The sequence below is a fragment of the Kitasatospora sp. NPDC093102 genome (assembly GCF_040683915.1).
In the GTDB taxonomy this organism is placed as follows: domain Bacteria; phylum Actinomycetota; class Actinomycetes; order Streptomycetales; family Streptomycetaceae; genus Kitasatospora.
The window spans coordinates 136,296-150,646 of sequence record NZ_JBFBFA010000011.1 but is presented as its reverse complement, the minus strand read 5'-3'; the positions used below and the strand labels follow the sequence as shown (position 1 = coordinate 150,646).

Genomic DNA, 14,351 nt, shown 5'->3' with positions numbered 1-14,351 from the left:
CCACCGCGAGACGACCACACCACGACATCTCCACGACAGGGGACCGGGACCATGGACTGCGACGAGGTCATGCTGACCGTCCGGATCACCGCCGCCGAGCGCGCGCTGCTGCGGGACCTCGCGCGCGGGTACGGCGGCGACGTCTCGGGCGTGGCGGTGGACGGGCTGCTGGAGGTCATCCCCGTACTGCACGACGACGCGTGCGTCCTGCCGCTGCTGCGCGTTCTGGCCAGACCGGCGCCCTTCGCGCTCACCCTGTGGCTGCCCGCCCCGGTCGCGGACCTGCTGCCGCTGCTCGGTGAGCGGCTCGTGCGGACCGGCGGTCCCGCGGTCGGCCCGGCCAGCGCCGCGCTCTCGGCGGCCCTGCGGCTCTGGCTCTCCGGGGACCGGGTCGCCCTCGTGGCCGGGCTGGCCCGGTTGCACGGGGGCTGTGGCGCCGGCTCCGTGACGGCGGTGCGGTCCGGGGCGGGCGCGGCGGCCTTCGGGGCGGAGCCGGTGAGGGTCGCGGCCTGATTCCCCGCGGCCTGATCCTCCGCGGTCTGATTCTCCGCCCGTTCTGACGATACGTCACATGCCGAGGGGCAATGGCATGTCCGGGGCGGAAAATCTCCTGGTCAGGGAACTGGTCGGCCTCCGCCGACGGGTCTGGCATTCCGTCACGGCCGACGGTGTCATGCGCCCCGGGACTCCGGCCGGGGGCCGCCACCACCCCTGCCGGGGAGCGCGCACCCCCCCGAGTGCGCTGCCCGGCTCCGCCCTGCCCGGGACCGTTTCCGGTGCCCCCGGCCCCGCCAGGTCGAGCTGTCCCGGGAATTCCGCAAGAGGTTTCTGTTATCCCCGGTCGCCCCCTCCGCTCTCCGGAGTGTCGGAAGGCCCGCGCCCGTCACGCCACGGGGCGCGGGCCGTCGCACGAGGAGAGGGACGCGATGGGGCACCGCGGCAGGCGCCGCAGGCTCACCCCGGGCAGGCGCACGGGCTCGCCGACCGGGGTGGTCGGGGACGACGGGTCGGGGGACACCGGCGGACCGGCACCGCCGCCGGGCCGTCCGGTCGCCCCGCCGCCCACGGCGGCCGGCCGCCGGAGTCGCAACGGCCGACCGGCGGGCCTCACCGGAACCGGTCGTGGATGAAGGCCTCGTGAGCCGTTCGGGGTAAGGCTGTTCCTGTGAGTCCGTGAAACCGGTCGGCCCGTACGCCGGCCGGACCCTTCGACCCGAGCCGCCGACGCCCGCGGGCCCCGACACCCGAAGGCCCGGAGGCCCGTCGCGCCGGGAACGGCCGCCGCCCACCCGGTGGTGGTCGTTCCCGGCGCCGGCCGTTCCCCGCGTCCCTGCCCCCACACCGCCCCGAGGACCCTCCCGCATGCGAACCCGCCCCCACCTCGCCGCCCTCGCCCTCGCCGCCGCGGCCGTGCTGTCCACCGCCGCACCCGCCGTCGCCCACGGTGACAGCATCCACCTGGACGTCACCGGCCAGCAGAACGGCCGCGTCAGCACCGTCGCCACCTGGGAGGACGACCACGACCCGGTGACCGGTGAGTTCGCCGGCACGCTCGCGGCGACGGCCTCCGACGGCCGCACCGTCGGCCCCTGGCGCCTGGTCACCGCCCCCGGTCACCCGGGGACGTACACCACCCGGGAGATCCTTCCCGTCGGGCACTGGCGGGTGACGGTGGACTGCGCCTTCCCCGCCCCCGGGCACGGGGAGCGCGAGCTCGACGTCGACACCGTCGCGGTCACCGACCCGGCGTCCCCGGGGACGGGAGGCCCGGCGCTGTCCGAAGCCGCACCGCGGTCCGCCGAGGTGACCCCTGCCCCGCTCCGGGAGACCCTCCCCGCGACGGGGACCACCGCCGCCCCCGTCTCCGCCCGGGAGGCCTCGCCCGGCCGCGTCCACGCGACCACCTCCGACGCCACCACCTGGGCGGCCATCGGCACCGCCTGCGCGGCCGTCGTCCTGGTCGCCACCGGGCTCTGGCTGCGCCGCCACCGGGGCTGAGCCGCCCGGAACCGCCCGCCCGGTTCGCGGGGACGACCCGGCCGTGGAACCGGCCGGGTGCGGGCCGACGTCTCTTCCGGTCGCCGGGCGCCACCGGGTGCCCGGGCGATCGCAAGGGAGCATCCGCGTATGAAGAAGGTCCTGATCACCGGTGGTGCGGGATTCATCGGCAGCACCGTGGCCTCCGCCCTGCTCGACCGGGGGATCACCCCGGTCGTGCTGGACGACCTCTCCCGGGGACGGGCCGAGTTCGTCGCGGACAGGGTCTTCTACCGGGGCGACATCGCCGACGCCGCCCTGCTCGACCGGATCTTCGCCGAGCATCCCGACATCGACGCCACCGTCCACTGCGCCGCGAAGATCGTCGTACCCGAGTCGGTGGCCAAGCCGCTGTACTACTACCGGGAGAACGTGGCCAAGACCGTCGAACTCCTGGACGCCCTCCAGCGCCACGGCTGCACCCGGGTCGTCTTCAGCAGCTCCGCCTCGATCTACGCCCCCACCCCCGACGCCCGGGTGGACGAGAGCAGCCCGGTCGACGCCGGCAGCCCGTACGCGCGCACCAAGCAGATGATGGAGCAGGTCCTTCAGGACTGGACCCGGGGCGAGGACGCCGGGCGGCAGCGCGTCATCGCCCTGCGCTACTTCAACCCGATCGGTGCCGACCCGCAGCTGCGCACCGGCCTCCAGGACCTCCACCCCACCCACGCCCTCGGCAAGCTGATCGAGGCGCACACCACCGGCACCCCGTTCATCGTGACCGGCACCGACTGGGCCACCCGCGACGGCTCCGGCATCCGCGACTACGTCCACGTCCAGGACCTCGCCGAGGCGCACGTCGCGGCGCTGCTCCGGTTCGACGAGGTGATCGCCCCGGGCGTGGCGGACCGCTACCGGGTGATCAACGTCGGCACCGGCGACGGGACCACCGTGCGGGAACTGGTCGCCGCCTTCGAACAGGCCGTCGGCACCAGTCTCGAGGTGCGGGAGGCGGGGCCGCGGCCCGGGGACGTGATCGGCTGCTACGCCGTCGTGGACACCGCACGGGACCTGCTCGGCTGGCAGCCGCGGCGCGGCCTGGCCGAGGGGGTCGCCGACGCGCTGGCCTGGCGGAGGATCTGGTCCGCCCGGCTCGGCGTCAGCTGACCGCCGGGAGGCGCTACTTGACGGCCTCGCCGGACTTCGACCAGTTGTCGCGCAGCCGGTCGAGGTAGGACTGCGCCTGGGAACCGATCTTGACGCCCCGGGCGAAGGCCAGCATGTTGCCCGCGCCCGCGTTGTAGCCGAGGGCGACCAGTTCGTCCCGGCTGAGCGACACGCCCGGGCGTGCGGGCAGTTGCGCGGCGAGGTCGTGCAGGTGCCAGGCAGCCGCCTGGACGGCCAGGTTCCGGTCGTCCGGGAGCTCCTCCCACTGCCGGGAGGCGAAGGGGCGGCCGGGCTTGGTGTCGTCGAAGGCGGCCCGGTGCATGTTGGCGATGCCGAACGAGGCGTCCGGCTTGTTGCGCTGCCAGGCCCGTTCGAGCTCGGGGTCGTGCGGCTTGTACGACTCGTTGTAGAGGATGGCCATCAGCAGCTGCGGGTTGACCCCGGCCTCGGCGGCGTACTGGCGCACCGGCGCCGCGTAGTCGGCCGGGTCGTACGGACCCGACGGCTTCGACGGCTTCGACGGCTGCGCGGAGGAGCCGGCCGACGGCGCGGTGCCCGAGGAGGGGCCGGACGGGGCGGCGGCGGTCGGGGAGGGGTCGGCAGAGGCCGCGCCGTCGTGGCCGGTGCCGCGGACGAGCCCCAGTCCGGCCACCACCACGACGCCGATCACCAGCCAGCGCCCCGGACCGGACCCCTTCTTCTCCTCGCTCACCGCTGCCGCCCCTCCCCGTTCGCCCGTGCGCTCGTTCGACCGCCGTGCGACTGATCGTGCCCTGCGGCAGGTTACTCGGTGGGCTTCCGGTCGCCGTCGAGGTTGCGCAGGAAGTCCTTCGCCTTCTCGACGCCGGTGTCGATCTGCCCGCTGTACTTGCCGTCCGTGCGGTCGTCGATCGCGTCGCCGACCTTGTCCAGGCCCTGCCCGATCACGTCGCCGTGCTCGCGGGCGAGGTCGGTGGCCTTGTCCGCGATGTTCTTCAGACTCTCAAACATGGTGACGCTCTGCTCCTCTGATGCGTTCCTGATGGTGTGCCGACGTGGCGGGGATCATGACCATCCTAACGACGGGCCACCAGACGGTCCGTCGCTGCCGGGTGGCGGCGGATGACTTTGCTGAAATGGGTTCGTATGCTCCGGACCAACTTCTACAGTGATGTAGAGGATGGATCCCCACCAGGACCGATGGCGTCCCGGCACGCGCGGCGGTGCGATCGCGCCGCCGCAGCCGCAACGATCGAGGGAAGTGCGCATGGCCGGTCAGCGGGCGAGAACGCCGTACCAGGACGCGGGACCGCGCACCGAGGACCGTGCCCTGCCCGCCCAGCGCTCCCGGGCGGTCGGTGCGGGAGCCGCAGGCGCACGGGGGAACGTCGCGGGCGCCGGGGTGCCCCGGCAGGTTCGGGCGCCGCGCCCCGGGGCCGCCCGCCGTCGCCAGCAGGCGCGCCGTCGTTGTGGGGCGGCGGCCGCGCTCTCGGCGGTCGGGCTGCCGCTGCTCGGGGCGGTCGCGGACGAACTCGACGGGCCGGGCGTCGGCATCCTCTTCGCGGTGGGCTCGGTGCTCGGAACGGCGGCCGCGGCGATGCTGTGCAGCCGGGCGGGCCGGTGGTGGGTGGTGACGGCCGTCCCGGTCGTGGTGCTGCTCACCGTCTCGGGCGTCGAGTACCTGGCGCACCCCGGGAACTACCAGGGGAAGAACCTCGGCACCGGTGTGCTGCGCTGGGTGGTCGGAGCGTTCCCGGTGATGGCCGTGGCCGTGGCGGTGGCGCTCGCGGTGGTCGCGGCCCGCGCCGTGGCGGCCCGCCGCCGGGCGGTGCCGGAGCGCGGACGAACCGGCAGGACGCCTGCCCCGGCCGGAAGGAGCCGTCGTGGCTGAGCGCGGCAACAGCCGTACCGGCGGCCGCGGTCAGCGCGGCCACGTCCCGCGCCACGGCGCCGCCCCGCTGACCGTCGCCGGGCGCACCCTGGCCTGCACCGTCTCGGCCACCGTGCTCTGCGCCAGCGGATTCACCTGGTACGAGTACCGCAGCCTGGACGACGGCATGATCAAGTCCACCGCTCTGAGCGAGGCCAGGAAGAACGCCCCGCCGCACCTCGACAAGTCCGTCAACCTGCTGCTGATCGGCCTGGACAGCCGCAAGGACATGGACGGCAACGCCCTGCCCAAGCAGTTCGTGGAGGCCGAACTGCACGCCGGCTCCAGCGAGATCGGCGGGTACAACACCAACGCCCTGATCGTGCTGCACATCCCGGCCGACGGTGGCAGGGTCACCGCGCTCTCCGTCCCGCGCGACGACTACGTGCAGACCGTCGGTGCGGACGGAAAGATGCACAAGATCAAGGAGGCGTACGGCATCGCCAAGGGGGCGGCCGAGCAGAAACTCGCGGGCAAGGGGCTCTCCAGGGCGGAGCTGGAGCGGCAGAGCCGCGAGGCCGGCCGCTCGGCCACCATCCAGACCGTGCAGAGCCTCCTGGACATCCCGATCGACCACTTCGCGGAGGTGAACCTGATCGGCTTCTACGACGTCGCCAAGGCGGTGGAGCCGATCCAGGTCTGCCTCAACCACCCGGTGGACGACCCGATCACCGCCCGGACCGCCACCCACGAGGGCGGCGGCACCGGCCTCAGGCTCCCGGCCGGGATCAGCTCCCTGAACGCCGCGCAGGCGCTCTCCTTCGTCCGCCAGCGCCACCACCTCACCAACGGCGACCTCGATCGCACCCACCGGCAGCAGGCGTTCCTCTCCTCCGTCGAGTACAAGCTCAAGCAGCAGGGCATCCTGAACGACCTCGGGCAGATGCAGAAGCTGTTCGCGGTGGTGAAGAAGGACGTGGTGATCGACAACGAGTGGAACATCCTCGACTTCGCCCAGCAGACGCCCAACCTGACCGGCGGCAACGTGGAGTTCAACACCCTGCCGATCAGTGGCTTCAAGACGGTCGGCGGGCAGGAGGTCAACACCGTCAACCCGGACCTGATCAGGAAGATCGTCCGGCAGCTCTTCAACCACGGGACGGTGGTGGCCGTTCCGGCCGCCACGCCCGGGGGCGCGCCGGGCGAACCGGCTCCGTCGCCCTCCGCCACCCCGAGCGTGGCGGCCAAGGCGGTGGTCGACGTCAACGCGGCCGCGGGGGCGGGCGCGGCGGTCAACGAGTCCAGGGCGCTGGCCGAACTCGGCTACCAGGCGGGCCGGTTCGGCGACGCCCCGGCCAGGACCCGGGCCACCACGGTCGCGTACGGGTCCGGGGCCAAGGCGGACGCGCAGCAGCTCGCCGCCCGCTACGGGGTGAACGCGTTCTCCTCGACGACGGTCCCCGCGGGCCGCATCCTGCTCACCCTTGCCGTCTCCCGCTCCCCGAGCCCGACGGCCGTGACATCGGCCGCCGTGCCGTCGGCCGCCGTGACATCGGCCGCCGTGCCGTCGGCCGACCCCTCCGCCGACCCGGCGGGAGGGCTGCCGATGCAGGGGCCGGCGGTGAAGGCGGGCGGGATTCCCTGCGTGGACTGAGATCCCCGGAGGTGGGGCGGTCGGCCCGCCGCGCCGTCAGTCCGGGCCGGGGCGGACGTCCGTGAGGGGCTCTCGGTCGAGGACCTCGACGTACACGATCCGCCCGTCCACGACGTCCAGGACGAGCATGCCGTCGGCCGGTGAGAGCGGTACGCACCGATGGTCCGGGCCGAACGGCTGACCGTCCGGATGCGGCTCCGTCTGGAAGCTCTGGCAGAAGCCGTCACCGCAGCGGCACCGCGCGACCAGCCGGAGGTCCCGGGCGGCGACGGCCAGTTCGCGCTCGCCCTCGCCCTCCAGGAGGTCGACCAGCTCGCGGACCAGGTCCGGGAAGACCTCGCGGACCAGCGGCGGGTGGTGCTCCGGCGCCGTCACGGGCGGGGCGCCTTCACGCCGTGGACGGCGGCGTACTCGGCGGCGAGCCAGGGGCCCAGGTCGTCGACGAGCGCGGCCAGGGTGGCCCGGTCGGCGGTGGGGGTACGGGCGGTGCCGGCGGCGAGGCGCAGCTGGTCGGCGCGCTCCGGGTAGTAGCCGGCGAAGGCCTCGGCGGAGGCGGCGAGGTCGCTGGTCCAGCCGCCCCAGCGGGGCATGACCAGGGTGAAGCCGGTGCGGACCAGGCGGCGGGAGACGGCCCGGACGAGGGCGCGCAGTTCGGCGTCCGTACCCGCGGTGGCCGCGCGTTCGCGCCACCTGGGCAGGGCCAGGGCGAGGTCTCCGTTGGTCTCCCGGGCCAGCAGAGAGGTGGGGCGGTAGCGGGGGAGCCGGGCGGCGAGGTCCTCGCCGAGCAGGGGGGTGCAGAGGCATGCGACGAACCAGCCCAGGTCGTGCCGCTCCAGCTCGCTGAGCAGTGTGCCGGTGTCGAAGAGCAGCACGCCGACGCCGTCCACCTGGGCGAACTCGGCGTCGAGCGCCGCTTCGAGGGCGCCGGCCGCCGCCCGGTCCGCGGCCGTGGGCCCGTGGTGCAGGGCGAGCAGAAGGTCGAGGTCGGAGACACCGGGGGTCGCGGTGCCGCGCGGGATGCTGCCGTAGAGGTAGGCGCTGTGCAGCCGGTCGGGGCCGAAGGCCGCAGCGATCCGCTCGCGGGCGGCGGCGACCACCGGCGCGAACGCCGGCGGCACGCGGTCGAGCGAGCCCTCCCGGGCGATGCAGCCGTCCCGGTCCAGTCCCTGAGTGGTGGTCATGGCCGCACTCTGCCCTACCGTCACCGTGCCGACCAGCGAATATCGGTCGGCCCGGCGGATTGTCGGTCGCGTGTGCAAGCATCCGTCGCACACGAACACGACCGGCGTGAGGGGATCGGCATGGGCACCTGGGACATCGGACACTTCGACAACGACTCGGCGGCGGACTTCAGCGGCGGTCTGGACGACGTGGCGCCGGGCGAGCGGGAGGCGATGCTCCGGTCCGCGCTGCGGTGCGCCGCCCGGGCGGAGGAGTACCTGGACTCCGACGAGGCGGTGGAGGCGGTCGCCGCCGCCGCGCTGGTGGCGGCGCAGTGCCCGGGCGGGGCGGCGGTGACCAGCGCGTACGGCCCGAAGGAGCCGGTGCCGCCGCTCTCCGCCGAACTGCGCCCGCTCGCGGTGGCGGCGCTGGACCGGGTGGTGGCGGAGGAGTCGGAGCTCGCGGAGCTGTGGGACGAGACGGAGAGCGGTCCGGCCTGGCGCGAGGGCATACGGGCGCTGCGGGAGATCCTCGCCACGGCGTCGTCGGCGGACGCGCCGGTGGCCGGGAGCTGAGCGGCCTGAAGTCGGCCGTTCGTCAGTGGCGGGCCGCCGTCCACCAGTAGCCGAGCGCGGTCAGGCTGGTGGCGGCACCGAGCAGGCAGACGGCCGTCCAGCCGCCGTGGTCGTAGACGACGGTGGACAGGATCGCGCCCGCGCCGCACCCGGCGGAGTAGAGCAGCATGTAGCCGGCGGTCAGGCGGCTCTGCGCCTCGGGGCGGACCTGGTAGAGGAGGTGCTGGTTGGCGACGTGGACGGACTGCAGGCCGTAGTCGATCACCACCATGGCGAGCACCAGCCACCAGACCGAGTGCGGGAGCAGTGCGGCCGGGAGCCAGCCGGCCAGCATGGCCAGCAGGCCGATCCCGGCGGTGCGTTCGGCCCGGCCGCGGTCGGCCTGGCGGCCGGCGTACCCGGCCCCGAGGGCTCCGGCGGCACCGGCGAGGCCGAAGAGTCCGATCTGGGTGTGGCTGAGGTGGAAGGGAGGCGCGGCGAGCGGGAGCACCATCGGGGTGAGCAGCACGGTGATGGAGGTGAAGCTGAGCAGCGCGAGGACAGCCCGGACCCGGAGCACGCGCTCCTGGGCGAAGAGTACGAAGACCGAGCCGACCAGGCGGGGGTAGCCGATCCGTTCGGCCGCTCGGTGCCGTTCGGACGGGACGGCGGTCGCGACGGCGAGGGCCATGACGGCGGTCGCGACGGCGGAGGCGACGTAGACGGCACGCCAGCCGGCCAGGTCGCCGATGGTTCCGGCGACGGTGCGGGCGAGCAGGATGCCGACCACGATGCCGCTGGTCACGGTGCCGACCACCCGGCCCTGGTCGCCCGGGGCGGCGAGTTGGGCGGAGTAGGCGACGACCACCTGGGCGACGACCGCGAGGACGCCGACGGCGGCCATCGCGAGGAGCAGCAGCGGAGCGGAGGGGGCGAGTGCGACGGCGAGGAGGGCGAGGACGGACAGGCCGAGCTGGGAGGTGATCAGGGTGCGGCGGTTGACGTGGTCGCCGAGCGGCACGAGCAGCAGCAGGCCCAGGGCGTAGCCCGTCTGGGTGAGGGTGCCGACCAGGCCGATGGTCGCCGGGTCGATGCCGTGGTCCCGGGCGATCAGGTCGAGCAGTGGTTGCGAGTAGTAGACGTTGGCCACGGCGAGGCCGCAGGCGACGGAGAGCAGCCAGGCGGCGGCGGGTGACAGGCCGCGCGGTGGTGCCCCGGTGGGGGCGCCGGCCGGGTCGGCGGCGGTCGTGGTGGAGGCGGATGCGCGGGCGGGAGAGGTCATGGGCGGGACTCCCTCGAAGGGCATGGTGGTTTCAAAGTGCCACCGCCGAACCATGGCATATCCTGGTTTCAATAAGCAACCGCGTTCTGATCGGTACGCTGGGCGTCGACCGGTGAGCGCTGAGAGGTGGGAGAAGTGCCGAAACGCATCACGCACGAGGAATCGGCCTGCCCGGTCGCCCGTCCGCTCGACGTCGTCGGCGACGGCTGGACGCTGCTGATCGTCCGTGACGCCTTCGACGGGCTGCGCCGCTTCGGGCAGTTCCAGAAGAACCTCGGCCTGGCCAAGAACATCCTGTCGGCCCGCCTGGCCAACCTGGTCGCCAACGGGGTGTTCGACCTCGCGCCGGCCGCCGACGGCAGCCCGTACCAGGAGTACGTGCTCACCGAGAAGGGCCGGGCGCTGTTCCCGGTGATCACGGCGCTGCGGCAGTGGGGCGACCAGTGGTTCTTCGAGGAGGACGAGCCCCGGGCGCGCCTGGTGGACCGCGAGTCCGGCGCGCCCGTCGCGCCGGTCGAGGTGCGCTCGGCGGACGGCCGCGTCCTCGGGCCCGAGGACGCGAGGGTGCTGCTGCCCTGAGGCGTGCCGCTGCCACCGGCCGGGGGGTGGCCGGCGGCAACCGGGGGCGGGCGCGTCGGGTCAGCTCTGGGCGGCTGCCCCCGCGGCCGGGCCGGTGATGGTGCCGGTTGCCGAGTCGGCGGCCGTGCCCGAGGCGGTCGTGCCCGAGGCGGTCGAGGACGTGGCCCCGGAACCGGTCGCACCCGAGGAACCCGCTCCGGGGCTCGTCGCGCCCGGGGACGTGGCCCCCGAGCCCGTCGCCGAGCCGGAGGGCGTGGACGGCTGCCAGGGGCTCGGCGGCGGGATGCCGGGTGCCAGCGGCTCCGTCGGCGGTTCGACGCGCTGGTCCACGATCTCGGCCCGTCCGATCGGCCGGGAGAACCACCCGCCGGTCTCGATGTCCACCAGGACGAGCTGGGTCACCGTCTGCGGTGACGGCGCCACCACGATCAGTGCGGTCGGCTGGAAGCCGGCCCAGGCCGTCCCGGTGTACTTGGCCTTGGTCACCAGCAACGGCGGCTTCAGCGGGTTGCCGCAGGAGCAGCGCACCCGGGGCACGCCCCGGTCGTCCACCAGGACGGCGGTGCCCGCCTGGAGCACGGACTGGTAGTCGACCACCGCGCCGCTCTTGTGGTTGTGGTTGGTCACCCGGGTGTCCACCCGCACGTAGGCGGAGGTCAGCGAGCGCAGATAGCGGGGGATCTCGGCCTGCGCGATGCCGGCGGCAGAGGCCCAGGCGCGCCCGGTGTCCCCGGTCGAGACCATCCCGATCAGGCGCTCGGTGTCGCAGCTCGGCTTGCCCATCGTCCCGGCGTAAAGCCCGGCGGAGCCGCCCTCGACGATGTGGAACACGGCCGGCGAACCGCCCCTGGGCGAGGCGCCGCCCGGCTGCTGCGCCGTCGGGGTGACGGGGGCCGGCGTGGGGGCGCTCACCCCCCGGGTCTCCACCGACGGTGTGAACGGGTCCGGCCCGGGATCGGCCGGGGCCTGCAGGGCGACCTCGTTCACGGCCGGCACGGCCGGGTTGTTTCCGCCCTGGTGGCCGGCGATCAGCACCGCGGCCACCACGGCCACCACCACCATGCCCGCCGCCAGGGCCAGCCCCTTCCCGGAGCGCCACCACGGCCTGCGGGCCCCGCGCCCGGGCCCGCCGGACGACGGCGGGCCGGTACCGCCCGGTCCGCCCGGCCCGCTTGCACCCCCGCCGGACGGCGGACCGGCCGGTGGCCCGGACGGGGGTCCGGACGGCCGACCGTCCGGAGGCTCGGTGGGCGGGCCGGACGGAGGCGGTTGGGAGGTCATCGAGGCTCCGTTTCGCAGGCGGCCGGCCGGCCACGGCCGACCCGGAAAGCTCCTGCCACTCGTCTTCCTTTCTCTCCCGTTGCCCCGCTCGCCGCAACAGCAGGTGCCCGGGGCGTCGCCGAGCGTGCCCACCGGCCGTCGGCCACCCTGGAAACCCACCCACCGGAAACCACCGTGGGCCGGCCGGGTGCCGAGCGGCCCCTGGCCCCGGCCGGGCCCCGAGCACCCCGCGAGCGACGAGGAGACGGCATGCAGCAGCCCACCACCCCGGCCGCGGGCCCGCCCGGCGCCGTCCGCGCCTGGCTGGACGCGCTCGTCGTCGTGCTGGCCGGGTTGGTCGCGATGGCGGCGGTGGCCGTGCTCGGCCTCTGGCTGGCCGGCGCCGACGACCTCCCGGACGGGGGCTTCCCCGCCGTGCTGGCCGCGACGCTCGCGCTCGCCGTCGGCGGCACCGTCCGACTCGACGGCGGCGCGGGAGACTTCGCGGCCGTCGGGGCCGGGATCAGCGCCATGCCACTGAGCGTCTCGGTGGCCGGCGCGGTCGTGATGGCGGAGGTGTTCCTGCGCCAGCTGGGCTTCCGTGCGGTCGTCGGTGGCGGTGAACTGCTCGGAAGGATCGGCCGGACGGCGCTGCTCTGGCTGCTCGCCCTGGTGCTGCTCACCCTTGGCGCCCAGCACAGCTTCGTCGTCCCGCTCAGTGGCGACCTGGCGCAGACGATCGGCAGCGTGCTCGGGCTCACCCCGGAGGTCGGCTTCCACGCTTACGGCCCGACCACCGTGGGCATCGGGCTGGCCTGGTTGCTCCTGGTACTCGCGGTCACCTTCGCGGTGTCCCGGCGCGCCCCGCTGCCGCCCGCTCTGGTGCGCTACCAACTGGCGGTCCGCCCGGCCGCGTTCGCACTCTGGCTGGTCCTGCTGGCGTACCTGGCGATCGGTCTGGCGGCCGGGGTGCTGACCGCGATCGTGCACGGAAACGCCCGCCAGACCCTGGCCGTGGTGCTGCTTGCGCTGCCCAACCTGGCCTGGCTGGCCTTCGGCGTCGGGCTCGGCGCCGAGTGGCACGGACGGCTGGTCGGCGTGCTCGGCCTGCCCGTCCCCAAACCGCTCAGTGCCGTGCTGCGCACCCCCGGGGGCGGGCAGGCGACCGTCGACCTCGGCGCCCTCGCGGAGCGGGACGCGCGCGTCTGGTGGCTCCTGCCGCTGGCTGCCGTCCTGCTGCTCGCGGCCGCCTTCCTGGCGGCCCGCCGCTCGCCGCGCGCCGTCCGGCTCTGGCAGCACGCCGTCCGGTTCGCGCTCGCCACCGCCGTCACCGTGCTGCTGGTGGGCCTGTGGACCCGGGTGGACGCCGACTACGGGCTCTCCGTGCTCGGCGTCGGCCTCGGCCAGGGCGGGCTGGCCGACCTGCTGGGCGTCGTGCTCGGCGGCAACAATCCGCTGGCCGGGCTGGGCGGCGGCAACCTCACCCTGCGCCTGGTGTTCTGGACGGCGGTGCCGCTCGCGGCGGGATGGGGACTGCTGACCGGCGCGCTCGGCGCCCTGCTCGCCACCCGCGTGCGGCACCGCGGCGAGGCGCCGGCGGGCGGGACGCCGGGCGCCGGCGGGGGGTGAGGCGCGGGCGGCGCGGGTACGGGCCGGCGCGGCCCGGCTCGGAACAGTCGGTGGCCGGAACGTCAGAAGGCCTCGGCCAGAAGGATGACGGCCGCCGGGACGGCCTGACCGAGTGCGCCGCGCCACAGCTTCGGTTCCGAGACGAACAGGGTGGTCCCGCCCGCGACCATGAACGCGGCGATGTAGAGCACCACGGCCCGTCCGGCCCCCGGGTGCCCGCTGTGCAGCAGGACCAGGCCGGTGACCAGGCCGAGCGCCAGGAACAGATTGTAGAAGCCGACGTTGACGCGCCACAGCCGGACCTCCGGGGCGTCCGCCGTGCCGCCGGTCAGCAGGCGCCGCACCCGTGGGTGACCGTAGAGGAAGCTCTCCAGGGGCCAGACGATCAGGTGGATCGCCGCGGCCACCACGGCGAAGACCTGGCTCACTGCGTTCATGGCGGACGGCTCCCTCCTGGCGACAGCGAGTGCGAGGGCGAGTGCGAGGGCGACAGTGAGTGCGAGGGTGAGACAGCCGTCCGGCTCGCCCTCCGGATCGCCTCGGCGCTGGACGCCTCGCCGTCCACCACCAGGCCGATCCGCAGGCCGCGGGTGCGCTCCCGGAAGGACTCCAGGTCGAGGGCGCCGGTGGCGAGGTCCTCCAGCAGGGCACGGTAGTGGGCAAGCACACCCCAGGCCCCGGCGAGCGCCGGGCGCGGGTCGGGCGTCGCCCAGGAGGACATCCCGTCCGGTGGGGCGGCGTGGGTGGGGCGGAACGCGAACTCGTCCATGGGCGGCTACATTTCCTCCGCCGCGCGATCCCCGTCGCGCGCGGCACGACTCGCACCACAGGTCGTTCCCCACTTTACCGGCGGCGGCCCGGCCGGGCCCCGCGCAGCGGCCCCGGGGCAGGGGCACCGCCGCATGATGCTCGGCTCGTGCCGCCGCAGCAGCGCCGGCACCACCAGGCCGTACAGCAGCGGGAGCGCGGGCAGGGACGGCTTGGTGGGCAGTTCCTTTGGTCCGGACCAGCTCGTGCGGGCGCTGGTGCCCCCGAGCAGATCAACAAGGAGTCCGTCCGGCCGGTGCCAGACGGCACCTCGGCACCCTCCGGGCCGGTCGCCCATCGCGCCGGCCGGCACGAGCTGGTGCTCTCCGCCGACCGCCGGCGCGCCGCCCTGATCGACCACGTCGGCACCCTCACGCAGGACGCGCCGGTCCTGCTCGACACCGGCGCGGTCGACCTGGACCACCGGTCGTC

Annotated in this window: 17 protein-coding genes; 8 read left to right on the top strand and 9 right to left on the bottom strand. The window is 74.7% G+C overall.

The features are described 5' to 3' along the window. The first annotated feature begins 51 nt into the window (after window positions 1-51). The 3 genes from AB0O11_RS18175 to galE all read left to right on the top strand — a co-directional run bounded on the left by AB0O11_RS18175 (window position 52) and on the right by galE (window position 3,144). The gene (locus tag AB0O11_RS18175) at window positions 52-513 is read left to right on the top strand and encodes a hypothetical protein (RefSeq protein ID WP_363387475.1); all 462 of its coding nucleotides are present in this window, start codon (window positions 52-54) and stop codon (window positions 511-513) included. 849 nt (window positions 514-1,362) lie between these two features. Next, window positions 1,363-1,998, top strand: coding sequence for a hypothetical protein (locus AB0O11_RS18170; RefSeq protein ID WP_363387472.1), 636 nt, complete (start codon window positions 1,363-1,365; stop codon window positions 1,996-1,998). A gap of 129 nt (window positions 1,999-2,127) precedes the next feature. Further along, complete coding sequence (galE, locus tag AB0O11_RS18165; protein WP_363387469.1) at window positions 2,128-3,144, top strand: UDP-glucose 4-epimerase GalE; 1,017 nt, start codon at window positions 2,128-2,130, stop codon at window positions 3,142-3,144. A 13-nt stretch (window positions 3,145-3,157) separates the two neighbouring features. On the opposite strand, the gene AB0O11_RS18160 is transcribed toward galE, so the two are convergent. Further along, window positions 3,158-3,802 carry a transglycosylase SLT domain-containing protein gene (locus AB0O11_RS18160; protein ID WP_363387628.1) on the bottom strand — a complete coding sequence of 215 codons (645 nt, stop codon included), beginning with the start codon at window positions 3,800-3,802 and terminating at the stop codon, window positions 3,158-3,160. A gap of 125 nt (window positions 3,803-3,927) precedes the next feature. After that, window positions 3,928-4,134 (bottom strand): antitoxin, encoded by a 207-nt coding sequence (locus AB0O11_RS18155; RefSeq protein ID WP_363387466.1) that lies wholly within the window; start codon window positions 4,132-4,134, stop codon window positions 3,928-3,930. Between the two features lie 256 nt (window positions 4,135-4,390). On the opposite strand from AB0O11_RS18155, the gene AB0O11_RS18150 reads away from it, so the two are divergent. Further along, window positions 4,391-5,014 (top strand): DUF6542 domain-containing protein, encoded by a 624-nt coding sequence (locus AB0O11_RS18150; RefSeq protein WP_363387463.1) that lies wholly within the window; start codon window positions 4,391-4,393, stop codon window positions 5,012-5,014. Next, the gene (locus AB0O11_RS18145) at window positions 5,007-6,647 is read left to right on the top strand and encodes an LCP family protein (protein ID WP_363387460.1); all 1,641 of its coding nucleotides are present in this window, start codon (window positions 5,007-5,009) and stop codon (window positions 6,645-6,647) included. Before AB0O11_RS18150 ends, AB0O11_RS18145 begins: the two co-directional genes overlap by 8 nt. 36 nt (window positions 6,648-6,683) lie before the next feature. Here the strand turns inward: AB0O11_RS18145 and AB0O11_RS18140 are convergent, their stop codons facing one another. Continuing rightward, the gene (locus tag AB0O11_RS18140; RefSeq protein ID WP_363387457.1) at window positions 6,684-7,022 is read right to left on the bottom strand and encodes a hypothetical protein; all 339 of its coding nucleotides are present in this window, start codon (window positions 7,020-7,022) and stop codon (window positions 6,684-6,686) included. Further along, window positions 7,019-7,828 (bottom strand): nucleotidyltransferase domain-containing protein, encoded by an 810-nt coding sequence (locus AB0O11_RS18135; RefSeq protein WP_363387455.1) that lies wholly within the window; start codon window positions 7,826-7,828, stop codon window positions 7,019-7,021. Before AB0O11_RS18135 ends, AB0O11_RS18140 begins: the two co-directional genes overlap by 4 nt. Before the next feature lie 120 nt (window positions 7,829-7,948). Here AB0O11_RS18135 and AB0O11_RS18130 point away from each other — a divergent pair, with 120 nt between their 5' ends. Next, complete coding sequence (locus tag AB0O11_RS18130) at window positions 7,949-8,383, top strand: DUF4259 domain-containing protein (protein WP_363387452.1); 435 nt, start codon at window positions 7,949-7,951, stop codon at window positions 8,381-8,383. A gap of 22 nt (window positions 8,384-8,405) precedes the next feature. On the opposite strand, the gene AB0O11_RS18125 is transcribed toward AB0O11_RS18130, so the two are convergent. Next, window positions 8,406-9,644 (bottom strand): MFS transporter, encoded by a 1,239-nt coding sequence (locus AB0O11_RS18125; protein WP_363387449.1) that lies wholly within the window; start codon window positions 9,642-9,644, stop codon window positions 8,406-8,408. Window positions 9,645-9,779: 135 nt separating this feature from the next. Between AB0O11_RS18125 and AB0O11_RS18120 the strand changes: the two genes are divergently transcribed. Next, window positions 9,780-10,223, top strand: coding sequence for a helix-turn-helix domain-containing protein (locus tag AB0O11_RS18120; RefSeq protein ID WP_363387446.1), 444 nt, complete (start codon window positions 9,780-9,782; stop codon window positions 10,221-10,223). A gap of 60 nt (window positions 10,224-10,283) precedes the next feature. Here AB0O11_RS18120 and AB0O11_RS18115 read toward each other — a convergent pair whose 3' ends face one another. Beyond that, entirely contained in the window at window positions 10,284-11,285 is a 1,002-nt protein-coding gene (locus AB0O11_RS18115) for a DUF6777 domain-containing protein (protein ID WP_363387443.1), read from the bottom strand. Window positions 11,286-11,753: 468 nt separating this feature from the next. On the opposite strand from AB0O11_RS18115, the gene AB0O11_RS18110 reads away from it, so the two are divergent. Next, window positions 11,754-13,112, top strand: a complete 1,359-nt coding sequence (locus AB0O11_RS18110; protein WP_363387440.1) for a streptophobe family protein — start codon at window positions 11,754-11,756, stop codon at window positions 13,110-13,112. Between the two features lie 62 nt (window positions 13,113-13,174). Here the strand turns inward: AB0O11_RS18110 and AB0O11_RS18105 are convergent, their stop codons facing one another. From AB0O11_RS18105 to AB0O11_RS18095, 3 genes are read right to left on the bottom strand one after another with little or no spacing between them, the layout of a single operon-like run. Beyond that, entirely contained in the window at window positions 13,175-13,549 is a 375-nt protein-coding gene (locus AB0O11_RS18105; RefSeq protein ID WP_363387438.1) for a DUF1304 domain-containing protein, read from the bottom strand. Then, on the bottom strand, window positions 13,546-13,881 hold the full coding sequence (locus AB0O11_RS18100; protein WP_363387435.1) for a hypothetical protein: 336 nt from the start codon (window positions 13,879-13,881) through the stop codon (window positions 13,546-13,548). Before AB0O11_RS18100 ends, AB0O11_RS18105 begins: the two co-directional genes overlap by 4 nt. 6 nt (window positions 13,882-13,887) lie before the next feature. Continuing rightward, the gene (locus AB0O11_RS18095; RefSeq protein ID WP_363387432.1) at window positions 13,888-14,343 is read right to left on the bottom strand and encodes a hypothetical protein; all 456 of its coding nucleotides are present in this window, start codon (window positions 14,341-14,343) and stop codon (window positions 13,888-13,890) included. Window positions 14,344-14,351 lie beyond the last annotated feature (8 nt).

Bases quoted from the DNA above. Each gene is read 5' to 3' on its own strand.
- AB0O11_RS18175 (WP_363387475.1), top strand. From the start codon at position 52: ATGGACTGCGACGAGGTCATGCTGACCGTCCGGATCACCGCCGCCGAG.
- AB0O11_RS18150 (WP_363387463.1), top strand. From the start codon at position 4,391: ATGGCCGGTCAGCGGGCGAGAACGCCGTACCAGGACGCGGGACCGCGC.
- galE (WP_363387469.1), top strand. From the start codon at position 2,128: ATGAAGAAGGTCCTGATCACCGGTGGTGCGGGATTCATCGGCAGCACC.
- AB0O11_RS18115 (WP_363387443.1), bottom strand. From the start codon at position 11,285: ATGGTGGTGGTGGCCGTGGTGGCCGCGGTGCTGATCGCCGGCCACCAG.
- AB0O11_RS18170 (WP_363387472.1), top strand. From the start codon at position 1,363: ATGCGAACCCGCCCCCACCTCGCCGCCCTCGCCCTCGCCGCCGCGGCC.
- AB0O11_RS18100 (WP_363387435.1), bottom strand. From the start codon at position 13,881: ATGGACGAGTTCGCGTTCCGCCCCACCCACGCCGCCCCACCGGACGGG.
- AB0O11_RS18105 (WP_363387438.1), bottom strand. From the start codon at position 13,549: ATGAACGCAGTGAGCCAGGTCTTCGCCGTGGTGGCCGCGGCGATCCAC.
- AB0O11_RS18135 (WP_363387455.1), bottom strand. From the start codon at position 7,828: ATGACCACCACTCAGGGACTGGACCGGGACGGCTGCATCGCCCGGGAG.
- AB0O11_RS18155 (WP_363387466.1), bottom strand. From the start codon at position 4,134: ATGTTTGAGAGTCTGAAGAACATCGCGGACAAGGCCACCGACCTCGCC.
- AB0O11_RS18125 (WP_363387449.1), bottom strand. From the start codon at position 9,644: ATGACCTCTCCCGCCCGCGCATCCGCCTCCACCACGACCGCCGCCGAC.
- AB0O11_RS18110 (WP_363387440.1), top strand. From the start codon at position 11,754: ATGCAGCAGCCCACCACCCCGGCCGCGGGCCCGCCCGGCGCCGTCCGC.
- AB0O11_RS18130 (WP_363387452.1), top strand. From the start codon at position 7,949: ATGGGCACCTGGGACATCGGACACTTCGACAACGACTCGGCGGCGGAC.